At 70.4% G+C, this 16,893-nt stretch carries 18 protein-coding genes; 5 read left to right on the top strand and 13 right to left on the bottom strand.

Features of this window, described 5'->3' with window-relative positions:
- Positions 1–388 precede the first annotated feature (388 nt).
- The gene (locus K7W41_RS12960; protein WP_224609163.1) at positions 389–1,264 is read right to left on the bottom strand and encodes a metallophosphoesterase; all 876 of its coding nucleotides are present in this window, start codon (positions 1,262–1,264) and stop codon (positions 389–391) included.
- 158 nt (positions 1,265–1,422) lie between these two features.
- Between K7W41_RS12960 and K7W41_RS12955 the strand changes: the two genes are divergently transcribed.
- Genes K7W41_RS12955 through K7W41_RS12945 form a run of 3 tightly spaced genes read left to right on the top strand, consistent with a single transcriptional unit; the run spans position 1,423 to position 3,008 of the window.
- Positions 1,423–1,683: a hypothetical protein gene (locus K7W41_RS12955; protein WP_224609161.1), complete on the top strand. Its 261-nt coding sequence runs from the start codon at positions 1,423–1,425 to the stop codon at positions 1,681–1,683.
- A complete protein-coding gene (locus K7W41_RS12950) occupies positions 1,680–2,489 on the top strand; it encodes a metallophosphoesterase (protein ID WP_224609158.1) in 810 nt (269 codons plus the stop codon). The genes K7W41_RS12955 and K7W41_RS12950 overlap by 4 nt, the downstream gene beginning before the upstream one ends.
- 57 nt (positions 2,490–2,546) lie before the next feature.
- On the top strand, positions 2,547–3,008 hold the full coding sequence (locus K7W41_RS12945; protein ID WP_224609156.1) for an SRPBCC family protein: 462 nt from the start codon (positions 2,547–2,549) through the stop codon (positions 3,006–3,008).
- 151 nt (positions 3,009–3,159) lie between these two features.
- Here the strand turns inward: K7W41_RS12945 and K7W41_RS12940 are convergent, their stop codons facing one another.
- Both K7W41_RS12940 and K7W41_RS12935 read right to left on the bottom strand, forming a co-directional pair.
- Complete coding sequence (locus K7W41_RS12940) at positions 3,160–3,762, bottom strand: hypothetical protein (RefSeq protein ID WP_224609153.1); 603 nt, start codon at positions 3,760–3,762, stop codon at positions 3,160–3,162.
- A gap of 208 nt (positions 3,763–3,970) precedes the next feature.
- Positions 3,971–4,288 (bottom strand): hypothetical protein, encoded by a 318-nt coding sequence (locus tag K7W41_RS12935; protein WP_224609149.1) that lies wholly within the window; start codon positions 4,286–4,288, stop codon positions 3,971–3,973.
- Between the two features lie 187 nt (positions 4,289–4,475).
- Between K7W41_RS12935 and K7W41_RS12930 the strand changes: the two genes are divergently transcribed.
- The gene (locus K7W41_RS12930; protein ID WP_224609146.1) at positions 4,476–5,825 is read left to right on the top strand and encodes a Vgb family protein; all 1,350 of its coding nucleotides are present in this window, start codon (positions 4,476–4,478) and stop codon (positions 5,823–5,825) included.
- A 138-nt stretch (positions 5,826–5,963) separates the two neighbouring features.
- Here the strand turns inward: K7W41_RS12930 and K7W41_RS12925 are convergent, their stop codons facing one another.
- Complete coding sequence (locus tag K7W41_RS12925; RefSeq protein ID WP_224609143.1) at positions 5,964–6,836, bottom strand: ABC transporter permease; 873 nt, start codon at positions 6,834–6,836, stop codon at positions 5,964–5,966.
- Complete coding sequence (locus K7W41_RS12920; RefSeq protein ID WP_224609140.1) at positions 6,829–7,800, bottom strand: ABC transporter ATP-binding protein; 972 nt, start codon at positions 7,798–7,800, stop codon at positions 6,829–6,831. Before K7W41_RS12920 ends, K7W41_RS12925 begins: the two co-directional genes overlap by 8 nt.
- Positions 7,801–7,923: 123 nt before the next feature.
- Here K7W41_RS12920 and K7W41_RS23530 point away from each other — a divergent pair, with 123 nt between their 5' ends.
- Positions 7,924–9,612, top strand: coding sequence for a GGDEF domain-containing protein (locus K7W41_RS23530; protein ID WP_263489806.1), 1,689 nt, complete (start codon positions 7,924–7,926; stop codon positions 9,610–9,612).
- 359 nt (positions 9,613–9,971) lie between these two features.
- On the opposite strand, the gene K7W41_RS12910 is transcribed toward K7W41_RS23530, so the two are convergent.
- The 8 genes from K7W41_RS12910 to paaD all read right to left on the bottom strand — a co-directional run bounded on the left by K7W41_RS12910 (position 9,972) and on the right by paaD (position 16,889).
- A complete protein-coding gene (locus tag K7W41_RS12910; protein WP_224609137.1) occupies positions 9,972–10,916 on the bottom strand; it encodes an aldo/keto reductase family protein in 945 nt (314 codons plus the stop codon).
- Between the two features lie 89 nt (positions 10,917–11,005).
- The gene (locus tag K7W41_RS12905; RefSeq protein ID WP_224609134.1) at positions 11,006–11,563 is read right to left on the bottom strand and encodes a dihydrofolate reductase family protein; all 558 of its coding nucleotides are present in this window, start codon (positions 11,561–11,563) and stop codon (positions 11,006–11,008) included.
- A 293-nt stretch (positions 11,564–11,856) separates the two neighbouring features.
- Positions 11,857–12,945 (bottom strand): GGDEF domain-containing protein, encoded by a 1,089-nt coding sequence (locus K7W41_RS12900; RefSeq protein ID WP_224609131.1) that lies wholly within the window; start codon positions 12,943–12,945, stop codon positions 11,857–11,859.
- A gap of 216 nt (positions 12,946–13,161) precedes the next feature.
- Positions 13,162–13,524: a VOC family protein gene (locus K7W41_RS12895; RefSeq protein WP_224609127.1), complete on the bottom strand. Its 363-nt coding sequence runs from the start codon at positions 13,522–13,524 to the stop codon at positions 13,162–13,164.
- Between the two features lie 57 nt (positions 13,525–13,581).
- Entirely contained in the window at positions 13,582–13,812 is a 231-nt protein-coding gene (locus K7W41_RS12890; protein WP_224609124.1) for a hypothetical protein, read from the bottom strand.
- Positions 13,813–15,906: a phenylacetic acid degradation bifunctional protein PaaZ gene (gene paaZ, locus K7W41_RS12885; protein ID WP_224609121.1), complete on the bottom strand. Its 2,094-nt coding sequence runs from the start codon at positions 15,904–15,906 to the stop codon at positions 13,813–13,815. It lies immediately after the preceding gene.
- Between the two features lie 118 nt (positions 15,907–16,024).
- A complete protein-coding gene (locus K7W41_RS12880) occupies positions 16,025–16,342 on the bottom strand; it encodes a hypothetical protein (RefSeq protein ID WP_224609118.1) in 318 nt (105 codons plus the stop codon).
- A 10-nt stretch (positions 16,343–16,352) separates the two neighbouring features.
- Complete coding sequence (paaD, locus tag K7W41_RS12875) at positions 16,353–16,889, bottom strand: 1,2-phenylacetyl-CoA epoxidase subunit PaaD (protein ID WP_396115645.1); 537 nt, start codon at positions 16,887–16,889, stop codon at positions 16,353–16,355.
- Between the last annotated feature and the right edge of the window lie 4 nt (positions 16,890–16,893).

Here is a 16,893-nt window from a genome sequence, read left to right as displayed (position 1 = left end):
GTTTATAACGGGTTTAAAAGTGTGCCGTGTCCTTTTGTTGGCAAAGGAAAGGTGGGGTGGAAGGCGGCTGGCGCCGCCTGAAGCGAGCAAACCGGTCTGATCTTGAGTGACTGGGTATGTGACCCTCCCGCCTTTGGGCGGTGCCTGTAACTGCACGAAGTCGAAGAACGCCACAGCAGCATGACCGTAGAGGAGCGCCATTCTTCTGCTGAGAACTCGGTAGCCGTGCTCAACCCAGGCCCAGATGTGTTAGCAGAGCCGTCAACCGCTGAGCAAACCGGCGCGGCAGGTTGCCCCGGCCATCACAGCACCAGCCAACTTTCAAATGACAAGCAGGGGCGAGAGCCTCCCCTACCCCCGGGCCTGCATAGACATAAGCCCGGCCGCTTCAGCCCGGGGCAGGTTTTAAATCCAGTACCACCACTTCTGGCTCGCACAGGTTGCGGAAAGGCACGCCGCTGAGGCCCAGGCCCCGGCTGACATACGCGGGGGTGCCATGCGCGCCCTCCACCCAGCCCATCGCAAACCGCTGGCCGTAGCGGCTGGGCACCGTCACCGCACCCACCCAGGGCAGCCGGACCTGCCCGCCGTGGGTGTGGCCGCACAGGGTCAGGCCCACCCGGCGCGGCAGAAACGGCAGCAGGTCGGGGTTATGGGTCACCAGCAACGTGGCCCGCTCGCCCGCTCCAGCCAGGGCCGCCTGCACATCCGGCTCGCCGTTCCACAGGTCGTCTACGCCGGCCACGTACAGGTCGTCGCGCAGTGCCCGGCCGGCATTACGCAGAATGGGTGCGCCCGCCGCCGCAAACGCCGCTTCCAGTTCCGCCCGCTTGGCCGGCCAGTCGGCGCGGGGCGGGCCGTACTGCCGCCCACCGTAAAAGCCAAAGCTGCCGTAATCGTGGTTGCCCCACACGCCGTAGACCCCCAGCGGGGCGCGCAGGCGCGCGAGTTCGTCCAGCAGGGCCCCGGGGGCCTCGTCCATGCGGCGGTCCAGCTGGTCGCCGCCCAGCAGCACTGCGTCCGGGCGCTCGCGGTTGGTGGCGTCCACCCAGGCGCGCACGCTGCCCGCACCGATATACAGGCCGTAGTGCAGATCGGTTAAAAAGGCCACGCGCAGGGGCGCCCGCAGGCCGGGCAGGGGGCGGGTGTGGCGGGTCACGCCAAAGCGGTAGGCCTGCGCGGCCCCGGCGCCCCCGGTGGCCAGCATCCCCAGCCCCGCGCCGCCCAGGGCGCGCAACACCCGGCGGCGGGTCACGGTGCTCATGGCCCTGACCATACCCCCTGTCCCGGCCCGGGGCATCCACCGAAAGAGGGGCCAGCGCTTTTGTTCCCCCCGCGCCCCACGGGCAGGGCGCGAAAACGGGCGCGGCCCCGACCTTCTGGCGGCCGCCCGGGACAGGGGAATGCTCTAGACTTGCCCCCATGTCCGTCCCGCCCCTGCTGCTCGTGATTGACGTTCTGGATGAGGACGCTGGCCTGGCCGATGTGGAAGACAGCCAGGGCCGCACCTACCAGCTGCCCGCCGAGTGGTTGCCCGGCGCCGCCGACGGCGCCGGCTACGAGGTGGTGACCCAGGGGGGCGGCCTGAGCTTTGTCCCCGCCCCCGACGCCGCGCGGCAGCTGCGCGAGCGCAGCAAGCAGACCCTGCTGGACTTCAGCGACGCCCCCGGAGAAGGCGAATGAGCCGCCAGGTCGTGGTGCTGCCGGATCTGCACGGGCGCCCGGACCTGCTGCGCGCCGCGCTGGAGCGCTTTCCCGACGCGCATTACGTGGGCCTGGGCGACGCGATTGACCGGGGGCCGCGCAGCCTCGCCACGGTGGACAAGCTGCTGGAACTGCATCAGGCGGGCCGGGCCACCCTGCTGATGGGCAACCACGAGCGCATGATGCAAGAAGGCATCAAGTGGTACCGCCTGTACGAGGGCACCCACAACCTGGGCGACTACCGCAAGGCCATGGAGGGCTACCAGTGGTGGATGCGCGCGGGCGGCGAAACGGTGCGCGCCGAACTGGGCGGCCTGACCCTGGAGAAGTTTCCGCCGCTGCTGGAGGCCTACCTCAAGGTGCTGCGCAAGGTGATCTACGTGACCGCCGACGGCCAGATTCACGACGAGGTGCCGCCGCACCCCAGCGTGCTTATTGCGCACGCCGCGCCGCCCGTCAAACACCCACAGCACGAAAACCCGCTGTCGGCGGCGCTGTGGCTGCGGCCCTACGAGGGGCCCTTTCCGCTGCCCCCCGGCGTGACCTACTCGCTGCACGGGCACACCCCGGTGCCCACGCCGTGCCGCCTGGGCCGCCACCTGTACCTGGACCTGGGCGCCTACGAAACCGGGCGGCTGGCCGTGGCCGAGGTGAACGTGCACGGCCTGCCGCAGGTGACGGTGCTGTGTGGCCGGGGCGAACCGCACCGGGGGCGGCGCTACGCCCAGTTTGGCGAGCCCATTCCCGTGACCCCGGTGGACCTGCCCGGCGCCCCCCGGCGGTAAGGGGCGTTCAAGCTCCGGTTCACCTGCCCTGGCCGCGCAGGTGCCACCATCAGGGCCATGCAGTTTCAGGACGCCGGAGAGTTTCAGGTGCGGGCCGCGCCCGCCGTCGTGTGGGCCTTTGTGCAGCGGCCCGAGCAGGTGGCGCGCTGCCTGCCCGAAGTGCAGGACATCCGCGCGCACCCCGACCACGCCGAGGCCAGCGTGGCGGTGCGCGCCGGGCTGCTGCGCGGCACCCTGCACCTGCGCCTGAACACCCAGCCCGACGAAGCCGCGCAGCGCGTGACCGTGCGCGTGCAGGGCGCGGGGCTGGGCAGCACCCTCACCCTGAACGCCGCCGCCACCCTGGGCGATCCTGGGAACGGCACCACCTCCCTGCGCTGGCAGGGCGAGGTCAGCGTGCGCGGGCCCCTGGCAGCGGTGGGGGGCCGCCTCATGGAAAGCCGGGCCCGCGCCCTGATTGAGCGGACCTTCCAGAACTTACAGGCGCAGCTGAACGCCGCTGGCAGCACGCTGGCCTGAGACCAGGGGCCGAGGGGGACTCCGGCGCTGACCGAGAGGCTCACCCATTTGCGCCGCCATGAAGGCCCACCGCTCAGATCGGAGGGAGGGGCGCCCCGCCAGATGCAGGGATAGGCCCCGCTTCTTTACTCTCTCAGCCGACCAGCCTCTCTCAACTGGGGGGCAGGGCCAGAGGTGGCCGGGGTTGGGGAGCCGTCACCACCCCGTGCGGCGACACCGCCAGCACCTGCCGCTCGGCCAGGGTCCACAGGGCGCGGTGAATCGCCATCTCGCGCGCGGGGTCGCCGCCGGGGGCCAGCCGGTCCAGCAGGGTGGTGTAGCGCACCTCGCCGGGCTCGCCCCCGGCCCAGGGGGTGACGGCGGCCACCAAGCCCAGCACCTGCCGCTGCTCGGGGGTCTGGGCCTGGGCCAGCAACCCGGCGCGGGCCTGGGCCTGGGCGGCGCGGGCTTCGCGGGCCTCGCGGCGGCGGGCCAGCACGGCTCTGGCTTCGGGGTCGCTGGGGCCGCCGGGGTGGCGCTCGGTGATCAGGCGTTCCAGGCGGTCGTCGGCGCGGGCCTGCACCTGATCGCGCAGGCCCTGGGCGCCGGCACGCAGGCGCCCGGCCGCGTCCTGCAGGGTGGGCGTCACCCGGGCGGCGGCGGCCTGACCCGCCGCGCGCAGTGGCGACTGTGTGGCCTCGGGCGACTGGGCATCTTCGCGCAGGGCGCGGCCCAGACGAATCAGGGTGTTCAGGGTGCGGCGGGACTGGCTCATGGGGTGTTCTCTCCTGCGGGGGCACCTTGCTGAGGCGCGGCGCCACTCTGCCCCCCGGCCCCCAGTGTGCCCCAGCGGGCGGGCGCCCGGCGTCCATCCAAAGAACGGCCCAAGGCGACTCCCTTCAAGAACGACCTGCCCCTAGTCCACAGAAGGCGCGGCGCCCCCGAAACCGGAGGGGCGCCGCGCGGGCCGGAGTCAGGCGTGCTCAGGCCGCCTGCACGTCCGCGCGGGACTCGCGCTCCAGGGTCAGGGTCTGGCCGCCCTGGGCCCGGGCCGGCAGCGGGCGCAGCGCCCCGATGGCGAGGCCGCACAGGCCCACCGCCGCCACGGCCATCCACAGCAGGCCGCCCGGCGTGGGGTCCAGCAGGGTGCTGAGCAGCACCAGGGCGCTGCACACCACCCCGTGCGCCAGGGCGGGGAGCAGGTAGGCGCCCCCGGCCTGGTGCGCCTGCGCGAAGCGGCGGCCAAAGTGCAGGCCCGAGGTGAGGGCGATCAGCGCGCACAGCAGCAGGGTCGGTTCCATGGGGCTCACCTTACGGACCGCCCTCTCACCAAAGCGTCACGGCGCGCTGGCTCAGTCTTTTATTAAGGCGGGAAAGGGCGTGCCAGAGGGTCTTTTCCTCACCCCATCCCACCCACAGCCCCAAGCGTGAACCCCCGGTCAAGGGCCCGTCAGACGGCGGCAAGAGCCAGGGGAGTGAAATACAGCCATGACCACCACGGGCCTGATGCGATCCCTCACCGCGCCTGCCCGGCGCCCCCGCCGCCCTGGCCTGGGCGGGGCACTGCTGCTGGCCAGCCTGCTCCTGGCCTGCGGGGGCGCCCCGGGGGGGGGCGGCACCCCGCCGCCGGGCGGCCAGACGGGCACCCTGACTGTCACGCTGGAGCGCGTGCCCGTGGTGGGCGAGGCCGCGCAGCCCGGCGCCCTGCGCCTGCGGGGCACGCCGCCCGCCGGGGTCAAGGTGACGGTGGAGGCCGCGCCCCCCGGCGTGCAACTCGCCCCGGGCGCGCCCACCGCCGAGGGCAGCGATACGCTGGTGACCCTGAATCCCCAGGGTCAGGGGGGCGGCACGGTGACCCTGCAGGTCTCGGCCCCGCCCGGCACCGCGCGCCTGAACGTGCCGGTGCTGGCGCAGCGGCGCTGGCCCATTCCGGGCACCACCCCCTATCTGGCCGCCGCCGCGCGGCCCGCCCCCGACGGCACCCTGCTGCTGCGTGCCCCCGCCAACGCCGAGGCCAGCGCGCGCCACAGCCTGCTGCAGTTTGACCCGGCCCAGGGCCGCTGGAACACGCTGGACTTTGGGCTGCAGGGCTTCGAGACGATCACCAGCCATACGGTGATCAGCCTGGGGACGCGCGGCACCGAGACCTGGGTGGCCGTGCGCGGCGTGACGGCCGCCGGCAGCTTCCTGGTGCGGCGCGACAGCGCGGGCACGCTGACCCGCTTTCTCGCCGGCACCCCAGAAACCCTCAATGCCCTGACCCCCACCCTGGACGGGCGGCTGCAGTTCCTGGTGTACGGGCAGCCGCAGGTGCTGGCCCTGGACCCAGCAAGCGGCACGGTCAGCCGCGTGCCCACCGACGGCGTGCCCGAGACACTGGTGGCCCTGGAAGGTGGCCGGCTGGCCTACACCCGCCGGGGCGCGGCGCCCGCCGTCGTCACGCTGGACCCGCAGACCGGCGCGGCGCGGACCTTTGCTGTGGGCACCGCGAATGTCAGCGTGCCGGATCTGCTGACCCCCGCCCCGGACGGCACCCTGTGGCTGGCCGAAACACGCACCGGGGCCGTGCTGAACCTGGACCCCCGCAGCGGCACCACCCGCACGCTGAGCTTGCCCGCTGGCACCCGCCCCAGCGCCCTGGCCGCCGCCCCCGACGGCACCCTGTGGGTGGCCGACGCCACCCGCGCAACCCTGCTGCGCGTGGCCCCCGGCGCCAGCAGCGGCGCGGCGGTGGCCCTGCCCCCCGGCACCCCCACCGGCCCCCGCGCCCTGACGGTGACCAGTGACGGCGCCGCATGGTTTGAAAGTGGAGGCCAGTGGACCCGGCTGGGGAGTTGATGGTTGACGGGTGATGGTTGATGGAGAAAGGCGCCTCGTTTCTCGACGAAGCGCTCTTGCTCTCTGGTCTTTCCTGCTCTCAGGAGCGGCAGTGCAGGCCCTGCCCCTTCCATCACCTTTCAACCATCAACCATCACCCTACAAATCGCGGCGGCTGAAGCGCCACATGGCGGCGGCCACGGCCAGGGCGCTCAGCACAGCGGCCCAGGCCACCAGGGCGGGATCGGCGGGGGCGGTGCCGAAAAAGGGATTGGCGCCGCGCGTGACCTCGCCCAGGTCGCGGGCCACCTGGGGCTGCAGGTGGTAACTGGCCCCCAGCCACAGGGCGTTGGTGGGCATGATGACGTTTGCCACGCGGCCCAGGGTCAGCAGCGTGGGCGTATCTGCGAAGGTGCCGATAAAGCTCAGGATGCCGCCCGTGAACCCCACCCCGTACAGCACGAACACGCCAATCCCGTTGGCCAGGGTGGTAAAGAGGGTGCTGCCCAGCACGGTCAGGGCGGTCAGCAGCGTGACCGCCAGCAGCAGCAGGGCCACGGCAGGCAGCGTTTCGGGGGGCAGGTAGCCGGTCAGCAGGTACACGCCGCCCAGCAACCCGGCCGACAGCAGGGCCACGTACGCCACGTTCACGGCGGCGAAGCCCAGCCAGCGCCCCAGCACCAGCTGCGCGCGGCTGACCGGGCGGGCCAGCACGCTCTGCATCACCCCGTTTTCGATGTCGCCGCTCACCGCGCCCACCGTGGAGAGCACCGCCATCAGCGACCCCAGGAAGTACACGAGATACATGCCGAACATGGCCGAGTACATGACCGGCAGGTTGGACGCCCCGGTGATGCTGCGCCCGTCCAGCCCCGCCGCCACCGCCCGCTCGTCCAGCGTGAGTTCCAGGCGGTACACGCCGTACAGAAAGAAGCCCAGAAAAGCGGCCGTGAGCAGCAGCAGCACCGCCACCAGCCGCTTGCGGGCGGCCTCGCGCAGCGAGAGTTCAGCGATCAGGAGGGCGTTACGCATGGGTCTTCTCCGGCGCGGCGGCGCGGGTGCGCTCGGGGGTGTCTTCAATCAGGTCCAGGAACATGGTTTCCAGGTCCGGGCGGCGCGGGCTCAGGGCGTACAGGTCGGCGCCGGCGGCGTGCACGGCGCGGGCCACAGCGGGCAGGGCGTCTTCCTGGGCCAGCCACAGTTCCACCTCGGCGCGGCCCGGCGTGTTCAGGTCGGTGCGGCGCACCTCGCCCAGGCCGGCCAGGGTGTCCAGCAGGCCCGGCGGCAGGTGCGAGAGGCGCAGGTCCACCGGCAGCACGCCGCCCATCAGTTCGCGCATGGTGCCCTGGGTCAGCACCCGGCCCGCCTTGACAAAGGCCACGCGGTCGCACACCTGTTCCACCTCTGAAAGCAGGTGGGAATTCAGGAACACCGCCACCCCTTCGGCGCGCAGGCGCTCAATGATCTCGCGCACCTCAATGCGGCCAATGGGGTCCAGGGCGCTGGTGGGTTCATCCAGAAACACCAGCTGGGGCCGCGCCAGAATGGCCCCGGCCAGCCCGGCGCGCTGCAGCATGCCCTTGCTGTAGCCGCCCAGCACCTCGCGCCCGCGCCCCGAGAGGCCCACCACGTCCAGCACCTCGGGGATGCGCCGCCGCAGCTCGGCCGCGCCCACACCGGCCAGGCGCCCGTGAAAGCGCAGGAATTCCTCGCCGGTCATCCACGTCTGAAAGCGGAACTGTTCAGGCAAAAAACCCAGTCGGGCGCGGATGGCCGGGTCGTGCGGGGTGCCGCCCAGCACGCGCGCCGCGCCCCCGGTGGGCAGCACCAGCCCCAGCAGCATCTTGACGGTGGTGCTTTTGCCGGCGCCGTTGGGGCCCAGAAAACCGAAGACCTCGCCCTGGGGCACCGTCAGGGTCAGGCCGTCCACCACCGCCCGGCCCCGGTAGACCTTGCGCAGGTCCTGCGTTTCTATGGCGTTCACCCTTGTCAGCATAGAGGGGCGGCGGCGCCCGCCTCGTCCACCTTTGGTCGTGCCCCCCAGCCCCCCCAGTTCCCCCAACGCACACTGAGACCTTTTTCAGGGTGAACCCGGGTCAGATGTGAGTGAATAGAAGGAATGTCTGCTCCCTGCGCGCCCTGGCTGGAGGTGGGGCCCCTGCCCCCTGGCACGCCGCCGCACTTGCTTGAACAGGTGCAGGGCGCCGCCAGTGGCGAGGCGCGGGCCCTGGCGCTGGTGGAGCTGGCGCGCGCGGTGCGCGAGCTGAGCCTGGACGCGGCCCTGGGCCTGGGGGAGCGCGCGCTGGACGAGGCCCTGCGCGCCGACTCGCCCCGGGCGGCCGTTCTGGCACTGGTGGGGCTGGGGTTTGTGGGCGCCGCCCTGGGCCTGCCGGCCCGGGCACTGGACGCCGTGACCCGGGCCCAGGCGCTGGTGCAGGAACATGCGCTGGGCGAACTGCGCTCGGCGGTGGTGAATGTGCGCGCCCTGATCCGGGTGATCAGCGGCAACCTGGCGGGCGCGGCGCGGGACCTGCAGTCGGCGCTGGACCTGGCCCGCCACAGCGAAAGCCCGCTGGACTACGGCCACGCCCTGGGCAATCTGGCCTGGGTGGCCAACCTGCGCGGCGACGCCAAGGGCGCCCTGCACCACCTGAACCTGCTCGAAGAGTACGTGCATGACCAGCCCGACGACCCGCAGCGGGCGGGGCTGCTGCTGAATCTGCACGAAACCCGTGCCCACGCCTATGTGGTGCTGGGGCGCGAGGCGCAGCGCCTGGGCCGCCCCGACGCGGCGCAGCAGGCCGCGCAGCAGGGCCTGATGGTGCTGCGCGCCGCCGACGCGGCCGTGCGGCGCACCCCCAACCCCACCACCACCCTGCTGTGTGACGCCCACCGCGCGGCCCTGCGGCTGCTGTGCGGCGATCTGGACAGCGCCCTGGACGCCGCCCACGCCGCCTGGGCCATGAACCGGCACCTGCAACAGCGCCTGTACTTGGAGCCCCTGCTGTGCCTGCCGGAGGTGCTGGCCGCGCGCGGCGAGCGGCAGGCGGCGCTGGCCGGGTACCGCGAGGCCCTGACCCTGATCCGGGCGCAGGGCCGGCACCGCGAAACCCAGCAGGTGCTGCAGCAGATGAGCGCCCTGCACGAGGCGCTGGGCGACCCGGCCGCCGCCCTGCAGGCCCTGCGCGAGGCCCTGGCCGACGCCCAGGCGGCCCAGGAGCAGATCAGCGAGGACGCCCAGTGGCACCTGTCGCTGGAACTGCGCTGGGCCCAGGCCGACGCCAGTTCTTGGCAGGACCGCCTGCGCCACGCCGAGGTGCAGGCCCGCCAGGACCCCCTGACCGGCGTGCTGAACCGGCGCGGCCTGGAAGAGGGCCTGCGCGCGCTGGAGGCGGCCCCGGGGTCCGGCTGGACCCTGCTGGCGGTGCTGTTTGTGGACATTGACCATTTCAAGAGCGTCAACGACCGCTTTTCGCACGCGCACGGCGACCGGGTGCTGCAGGCGGTGGCGGGCCTGCTGACCCGCAATGTGCGCGCCGGCACCCTGATTGGCCGCTACGGCGGCGAGGAGTTTGTGCTGGTGGCACCTGTCCGGGCGCCGGGACAGGCCCACGACCTCGCCGAGCGCTGCCGCCGGGCCATTGAGGCGCACGACTGGTCCGCGCTGCTGCCCGGGGTCAGCCTGACCGCCAGTGTGGGCTACGCCGTGGAGCGCCCGGAGCGCCTGCCCGTGGCCCTGCACACCGCCGACGAGCACCTGTACCGCGCCAAAGGTGCCGGGCGCAACCGCGTGCACCCCCCAGCATAGGGGACGGGCCGCAAGCCCCAGCGGCACCCCGGGGGTCGGGGGGAGATCTTTGAGCGGCAGCAGTGGAACTGATACGGCTTCCGAAAAATTCCGTCATACCTGACGGAATTTTTTCGACCGGACTGATCCAGCTGCGCAGCAGAGGGAGAAGGAAAAAGGACGGATTTCCGGGAATTGGGCTGGCACAGCGCCGAAGGCGGGGAACCCCCAGCTCTCTTCTGGATCCTCCGGAAATAGACGGCAGTCCGGATGAGGGATCAACAGCGCCCCGGGCCGCCGAACACGCACGAACGCCACCGAACCCCAAGGGGACCTGGACGCCGTATCCCGCGTCCAGGCCCCCTTGGGAGTTCCCGCCCTTAGCGCTTCAGAATGCCCTCAATCTGCTCCAGCACATCGCTGCTCAGGCGCACGCCAGCGGCTTTCACGGTGTCTTGAATCTGGCTGGTCCTGGTGGCGCCAGTGATCACGCTGCTCACGCCCGGCTGGCGCAGAATCCAGGCCAGGGCCAACTGGGCGCGGGTAATGCCCAGGTCGTCGGCAATGGGCTTCAGGTCGCGCACCTTGGCGATGTTCTCGTCGGTCAGGAAGTTCTTGCCCCAATTTTCCTTCTCGGTCAGGCGGGCGCCTTCGGGCTTGCCGTCGTCGTATTTGCCGGTCAGCAGGCCCATGGCCAGCGGGCTCCACACGACCAGGCCCACGCCTGCGCCCTCGGTGTAGGGCAGGATTTCCTGCTCCACGCGCTCGCGGCGCACCATCGAGTATTCGGGCTGCTCGGTGACGGGGCCGTGCAGGCCGTGGGCGCGGGCAAATTCCACGGCCTGGGCAATGCGGGCGGCGGGCCACATGGAGGTGCCCCAGTACAGCGCCTTGCCGTCGCGGATCACCTGATCAAAGGCCATCACGATCTCTTCCATCGGCACGTCGGGGTCGTAGCGGTGGGCGAAATAGATATCCAGGTAATCGGTGCCCAGGCGCTTGAGGGTCTTGTCAATGCTTTCCAGCACATGCTTGCGCGACAGGCCCCGGTCGTTCACGTCGTCACTCATGGGCCAGAACACCTTGCTGGAGATCACCAGGGTGTGCCGCGGCAGTTCGCGCAGCACGGCGCCCATGAGTTCCTCGCTGCGGCCCCGGGCGTACACGTCGGCCTGATCGAAGAAGTTCACGCCGCCCTCGTAGGCGGCCAGCACAATCTCGCGCACCATCGTGGAGGCGTCCTGGTTCACCCCGTAGGTTTCCCAGCCGCCCAGGGCGACTTCGCTGACTTTCAGGCCACTTCTGCCGAGCTTCCGGTATTCCATGCGCGACACTTTAACTCTTAAAGCATCAGGGCAGTGCCAGATGGAGAATGCCTTAAGGGAGGCTCATCCTGCCTGCCCGACCGTGTGAATCAGCGGCGCAGACGGTAGTGGCTTTGCACCAGCCCGGATGGAAAAGGGCGGGTTTCCAGGTGGTCCCACCACAGGTCTTCGGGCAGGTCCCCGAACAGCGGCAGCCCACGGCCCAGCAGCACCGGCACGCGCGTGATGATCAGGCGGTCAATCAGCCCCGCGCGCAGGAAGGCCTGCACCGTCTGGCCGCCGTCCACGTAGACGCCCCGCACCCCCTGGGCGCGCAGGTCGTCCACCAGGGCCGGAAGAGGGCCCGGGTGAACGGTGACGTCGGCGCGGCGCGGCGCCGGAATCGCCTGCTCGGGCAGGGTGCGGCTGAGCACCACCATGCGCCGCCCCGCGTAGGGCCACGGTTCAAGGGCCTGCACGGTTTCAAAGGTCACGCGGCCCATCACCACCACGTCTATGTCCGCCATGAAGGCGTCAAAGCCATAGTCCTCGCCCTCTGGCGCCGGTAGCCCATCCGGCGAGGCCCCGGGCAGCCAGTCCAGACGGCCGTCGGCCCGCGCAATAAAACCGTCCAGGCTGGTGGCCACGAAGACATGAAAGGCACTCATGCCACCAGCCTACCCAGCGCCGTGTGGCGCCGCCTCCGTCAGATGGCCCAGGGGCCGCCAGCCGGTTCAAGGCGCACCCATCCGGGGCCCCACGCCCGCTGTCCCGCGCACCCGGCGCTTCATAGCGGTAACCACGAGACCTGAGGGTGAAGCCTTCGGGTCATGTGGGGCGAGCGGACTTGCAAAGCTGCGGAGCAGAGCGAGTGACCGCGACAGACATCGGTTGGCGTGGCGTTGAGGGTGTGCTTCCCTCCCCTGGGCGGAACGGAAGACCGCTGTCAGCCCCCTGGGCTTCAGGCGGGTTCCAGCACCGGCCGGGGCCCGCCGTACAGGTGCAGGCAGTTGCGCCCGGCCGCCTTGGCGGCGTACAGGGCCGCGTCGGCCCGGCCCAGCAGGTCGTCAAGGTGCCCGGCACTGAGCGGTTCGCTGGCCTCGTGGCAGACCAGCCCCGCGCTGACGGTCACGGCCCGGGCATCCGGGTGGGCCGCGTGGGCCGCGCGCGCCGCTTCCACCCGCGCCATGACCGGGTCCAGGGCCGCCTCGGCCGTCACCCACACGAATTCCTCGCCGCCCACCCGCACCAGCAGGTCGTGGGGCTGGGCGTGGTCGCGCAGCACCGCGGCAAAGCAGCGCAGCACCTCGTCGCCCACGCGGTGCCCGTAGCGGTCATTGACCTGCTTGAAATGGTCGAGGTCCAGCATGATCACCGCCACGCGGTGCCCGGGCGGCACCCGCGCGGCCAGCCGCCCGAATTCGGCGTGCAGGGCGCGGCGGTTGGCCAGCCCGGTCAGGGGATCGGTGCCCACCTGCTGCGTCAGTTCCTCGGCCTCGTCCTCGGCGGCGGCGCGGAAAAACCCGATGATCAGCCCCGTGACCACCACCGGCACCGCCAGCACCAGCGCCTCGATCCACCAGCGTTCGCCCGTGCCCACGATCAGGCTGCGGGCATACACCGTCAGGGCCAGCAGCGGCGGTGTGAGCACCGCCTGCACCCACAGCAGGCGCCGCCCCAGGAAACCGGCGGCAAACACCATGGGCCACAGGGCCACGTGTTCGCTGTAGGTGGTGCCAAAGTGCAGCGCCTCACCCAGCGCCGAGGTGAGCGCGCACAGGTTGCCCAGCACCATGAACAGCGTGTCAAAACGCTCGCTGCGCAGCGCGCCGGGGCGCCGGATGCTCAGGGCCGCCACACCCAGCCCGGTCGCGGCCGTCAGGGCAAACAGCGCCTGCCCCGCCGCCAGATTGGGCGGTGACGGGGCCGGCACCAGCAGGGCCAGCAGCGCCAGCACGCCGCCGCCGCCAAACATCAGCCGCAGCGCCCAGCCCTTGGCCTGCCCAATGCGCCCCAGCAGGGGGGGCGGCACTGGACTGGGCGGGTTCATGCGCGGGCCAGCGCTGCAGGCAAGGGCGCCCAGAGCAGCGCACCACACGCCCACACGGGAAACAGGGGGGCGGCAGGACGGCGGTGGGGCGCGGCGCAGCGGTCTCCAGTAAGAGAACCCAACGCGATCCGTTTCATAGGCCCCTTCATCCTACGGTCAGCTTCGCCCCTGTGCCCAGCCCCAGTCGGGGGCCAACACGGGGGGGAGTGCCCCTGGTCAGCCCTGCACCACTTCCAGCCGGTTGCCGAACGGGTCGTGCAGGAACACGCGCGGCACCCCCCCTTCCTGGTCCGGGCGGGTGGGGACACCGTGGGCGGCGCAGTGGGCGACGAACGCGGCCAAGTCGGCGCTGCGCAGCGCCGGGTGGCCCTTGAGGCGCGGCGCAAAGTCGGGCGCCACGCCAAGGTGCAGTTGCCGGCCGTCCGGCAGGGCAAACCACACCCCGCCCCGGACTTGCAGGACCGGAGGCTTGGGCACTTCGGTGAGGCCCAGGAACGCGCCGTAAAACGCACGCGCTGCCGGTTCGCCCCCCGCAGGCGCTTCCAGCAGCACATGATCCAGCCCGGTGATGAAGGTCATGCCCAGAGCGTAGGGGCACAGAGGATGACCATTTGTTACTCCTGCCGAAACAACATCCTAGCCTCTGCCCTTCTCGTTGCCGCGCTTGAAGTTGCCCGTCACGCGGGCCATGACCAGCTGCGCGCCGTGCTCATCCAGGGCAGCCACGCGCGCCAGAAAGCGCTCGGCGGCCTTCCCGGCCAGGGTGGTCACCGGGCGGCCATACCACGACACCACCACCCGGCCATCCTTCAGCGCCCGGAAGGCAAAGCGGCCATCGTCCAGTTGCCCCCGGGCGTCTTCGGGCATTCAGGCGTTCAGCGCCTCTAGGGGCGGGTCAAACTCGTCGCGGGCGCGTTCTACCAGGGTCAGGATGTCGTAGGTGGCGACCAGCGCGCCGTCCTGGTTGGTGATCTCCGCGCGCCACTCCACCACGCCGGTGGGGCGTGTTTCGCCGGGGCGCAGGTCCTTGCGGATCTTGCGCTTGCAGGTGAGGCGGGTGCGGATGGTGTCGCCAATACCCACCGGCTCAATGAAGCGCAGCCCTTCCAGGCCGTAATTCGCCAGCACCGGCCCCGGCGCGGGCCACACGAACTGTCCCGCCGCCGCCGACAGCACGAAGTACCCGTGCGCCACCCGCTTGCCGAAGATGCCTTCCCTGGCGCCAATTTCGTCCACATGGGCATAAAAGTGGTCGCCGGACACGTTGGCAAAGTTCACGATGTCCGCTTCGGTGACGGTGCGGCGGTGGGTGAGCAGGCTGTCGCCCACCTGGATCTCGTCAAAGGACTTGCGGAAAGGATGCACGCCGTCTTCCTGCACCTGCGCGCCGGGCACGTACTCGCGGGTAATGGCCGCCAGGGTGGTGGGGTCGGCCTGCACCGCCACGCGGTTCATGTGGTGGCGCACCGCCGAGAGCCCGCCCAGTTCCGAGCCACCGCCCGCGCGCCCGGGGCCGCCGTGGTTCAGCTGCGGCAGCGGCGAGCCGTGGCCGGTGTTTTCCTTGGCGTTCTCGCGGTTCAGGACCAGCAGGCGCCCGTGGGTGCTGGCCATGCCCAGGACCAGTTCGGTGGCCTCGGCGCGGTCATGGGTCACGATGCTGCCGGCCAGCGAGCCCCGGCCCAGCTGGGCAAGGTGAATGGCGTCCGCCAGCGAGTCGTAGGGCAGCAGGGTCGCCACCGGCCCGAAGGCTTCGAGTTCGTGGGGGCCCTTGGCGGTCAGCGGCGACTCGCACAGCAGCACGGTGGGGTCCAGGAACGCGCCCTTCTCGCGGTCGCCGCCCAGCAACTGGGCTTCGCCGCTGATGACGATGCGGGCCTCACTCTGCAATTTCGCCAGCGTTTCGCGCACCCGCTCGCGCTGCTCCACGCTGACCAGGGCGCCCATGCGCACGTCGTCGCGGGCGGGGTCGCCCATCGTGACCTTGCCGAGTTCCTTGCGCAGCCCCTCGGTGACGGCCTCCACCAGATGCGCGGGCACGATGGCGCGGCGAATGGCGGTGCACTTCTGGCCCGCCTTGCCGGTCATCTCGCGGGCAACCTCGCGCACGAACAGGGCAAATTCGGGGTCCTCGGGCTTCACGCTCAGGCCCAGCACCGAGGCGTTGAGGCTGTCGGCCTCGGTGTTAAAGGGCACGTTGCGCGCCACGATGTTGGGGTGAATGCGCAGCTTGGCCGCCGTGGCCGCCGAGCCGGTAAACGCCACCATGTCCTGCTCCTCCACATGGTCCAGCAGGTCGCCGGGGTCGCCGGTCACCAGTTGCAGCGCGCCTTCGGGCAGCAACCCAGAGGCCAGGATGTCGCGCACCACGCGCTCGGTCACATACGCCGTCTGCGGCGCAGGCTTGACCAGGCTGGGCATACCGCCAATGATCGCCGGGGCCAGCTTTTCCAGCATGCCCCACACCGGGAAGTTAAAGGCGTTGATCTGCACCGCCACGCCCTCGCGCGGCACCAGCAGGTGGCGGCCCACAAAGGTGCCCTCACGGCCCAGGCGGTCCACCTTGCCGTCGGGCCAGAAGCGCTCGTCGGGCAGTTCGCGCCGGGCCATAGATGCGTAGGAAAACAGCGTGCCAATCCCGCCTTCAATGTCCACCCACGAATCGCGGCGGGTGGCGCCGGTCAGGGCGCTCAGCTGGTAATAGGCTTCCTTGCGCTCCAGCAGGTAGGTGCCCAGGGCCTTCAGGGCGCGCGCCCGTTCGTGGAAGGTCATGCGCCGCAGCGCCGCGCCTTTTGCACGCCCGTAGGCCAGCGCCTGGGCGAAATCAATGCCTTCCGAGGAGATGACCGCGACAGGGCGGCCATACACGGCGTCAAGAAGGGTCTGCCCGTCGTTGTTGCTGTGCCACGTCCCGTAAACGTAAGAGGCGGGGCGAAGAAGTTCGGGGAGGAAGGATTGGGTCATGAGGACTCCTGAAAACTGAACATCTTAGAATCTGAACTCGCGGATAAGCACCTAAACCGTAAAAGCCCTGACGATACCAGCACTTTTCCGGCTTCTCGTTACACAGCGTGTCAGCTCGTCACTGACTCTGCATCCTAGTCAAGGCAACTACGGCTGCTTGAATAAGTTCCGCGACTGTCGCGAGTTGTTGAGTCCGACCACTGAAAATTGGCGACTCCCACTGACCATTACGGACACCGAGAACCACGAACTCTCCTTCAGGCCAGTGCCCATAGAAACCAACGTCAATGATGCGGCATCCCTCCGGATAGACCACTTGAAGGAGATCCTCTCTGAGCACATCCTGCTGCTCGCCCACTGAGAGGGTGAGGTCTAGGTCGCGTTCTATATGCGTCACGCGCCCACCATTGAAATCAAGCTCATCAAGACGTCGCATCAGTTCAAGCTCACACGCTCTTGAATCCTTCGAACGGTTCTTTGCAGCTGTCGCAGACGTACATGCGCTTACACAGGGTCGGGCCGAAACTGGCGGTCATGCGCACGTTCAGGCTGCTGCACCGGGGACAGCGCGTGGGCTCGGCGTCCAGTTGAATCAGTTGCTCTTCCCCGGCTGGGGCGGGCGGCGCAATGCCGTACTGGCGCAGGCGTTCGCGGGCGTCCTCGTTAATCCAGTCGGTGGTCCAGGGCGGCGTGAGGGTGCTGCGCACCTCCACGTCCTGCACACCCAGGGCCCGCACTGCCTGTTCAATGCTCTCCCGAATCACATGCAGCGCCGGGCACCCGCTGAAGGTGGGCGTAAAGGTCACCTGCACCCGCCCGCCGCCGTCCACCGTCACGTCCCGCACCATGCCCATGTCGGTGATGCTGACCACAGGAATTTCGGGGTCTGGAACGGCCGCGAGGGCCTTCCAGACCGCCGATGGTTGAAGGTTGATGGTTGATGGTTCGGGGCCTTGCTCCATCAACGTTCGACCATCATCCATCACC

This window comes from Deinococcus multiflagellatus (assembly GCF_020166415.1).
GTDB classification, from domain to species: Bacteria; Deinococcota; Deinococci; order Deinococcales; family Deinococcaceae; genus Deinococcus; species Deinococcus multiflagellatus.
Note: the sequence above shows the minus strand (reverse complement) of the source record. Positions and strands in the feature narration are given on the sequence as shown.

What these genes read in the sequence shown, in the direction of transcription:
- K7W41_RS12960 (WP_224609163.1), bottom strand. Translation starts at nt 1,264, where the DNA reads ATGAGCACCGTGACCCGCCGCCGGGTGTTGCGCGCCCTGGGCGGCGCG.
- K7W41_RS12955 (WP_224609161.1), top strand. Translation starts at nt 1,423, where the DNA reads ATGTCCGTCCCGCCCCTGCTGCTCGTGATTGACGTTCTGGATGAGGAC.
- K7W41_RS12950 (WP_224609158.1), top strand. Translation starts at nt 1,680, where the DNA reads ATGAGCCGCCAGGTCGTGGTGCTGCCGGATCTGCACGGGCGCCCGGAC.
- K7W41_RS12945 (WP_224609156.1), top strand. Translation starts at nt 2,547, where the DNA reads ATGCAGTTTCAGGACGCCGGAGAGTTTCAGGTGCGGGCCGCGCCCGCC.
- K7W41_RS12940 (WP_224609153.1), bottom strand. Translation starts at nt 3,762, where the DNA reads ATGAGCCAGTCCCGCCGCACCCTGAACACCCTGATTCGTCTGGGCCGC.
- K7W41_RS12935 (WP_224609149.1), bottom strand. Translation starts at nt 4,288, where the DNA reads ATGGAACCGACCCTGCTGCTGTGCGCGCTGATCGCCCTCACCTCGGGC.
- K7W41_RS12930 (WP_224609146.1), top strand. Translation starts at nt 4,476, where the DNA reads ATGACCACCACGGGCCTGATGCGATCCCTCACCGCGCCTGCCCGGCGC.
- K7W41_RS12925 (WP_224609143.1), bottom strand. Translation starts at nt 6,836, where the DNA reads ATGCGTAACGCCCTCCTGATCGCTGAACTCTCGCTGCGCGAGGCCGCC.
- K7W41_RS12920 (WP_224609140.1), bottom strand. Translation starts at nt 7,800, where the DNA reads ATGCTGACAAGGGTGAACGCCATAGAAACGCAGGACCTGCGCAAGGTC.
- K7W41_RS23530 (WP_263489806.1), top strand. Translation starts at nt 7,924, where the DNA reads ATGTCTGCTCCCTGCGCGCCCTGGCTGGAGGTGGGGCCCCTGCCCCCT.
- K7W41_RS12910 (WP_224609137.1), bottom strand. Translation starts at nt 10,916, where the DNA reads ATGGAATACCGGAAGCTCGGCAGAAGTGGCCTGAAAGTCAGCGAAGTC.
- K7W41_RS12905 (WP_224609134.1), bottom strand. Translation starts at nt 11,563, where the DNA reads ATGAGTGCCTTTCATGTCTTCGTGGCCACCAGCCTGGACGGTTTTATT.
- K7W41_RS12900 (WP_224609131.1), bottom strand. Translation starts at nt 12,945, where the DNA reads ATGAACCCGCCCAGTCCAGTGCCGCCCCCCCTGCTGGGGCGCATTGGG.
- K7W41_RS12895 (WP_224609127.1), bottom strand. Translation starts at nt 13,524, where the DNA reads ATGACCTTCATCACCGGGCTGGATCATGTGCTGCTGGAAGCGCCTGCG.
- K7W41_RS12890 (WP_224609124.1), bottom strand. Translation starts at nt 13,812, where the DNA reads ATGCCCGAAGACGCCCGGGGGCAACTGGACGATGGCCGCTTTGCCTTC.
- paaZ (WP_224609121.1), bottom strand. Translation starts at nt 15,906, where the DNA reads ATGACCCAATCCTTCCTCCCCGAACTTCTTCGCCCCGCCTCTTACGTT.
- K7W41_RS12880 (WP_224609118.1), bottom strand. Translation starts at nt 16,342, where the DNA reads ATGCGACGTCTTGATGAGCTTGATTTCAATGGTGGGCGCGTGACGCAT.
- paaD (WP_396115645.1), bottom strand. Translation starts at nt 16,889, where the DNA reads ATGGATGATGGTCGAACGTTGATGGAGCAAGGCCCCGAACCATCAACC.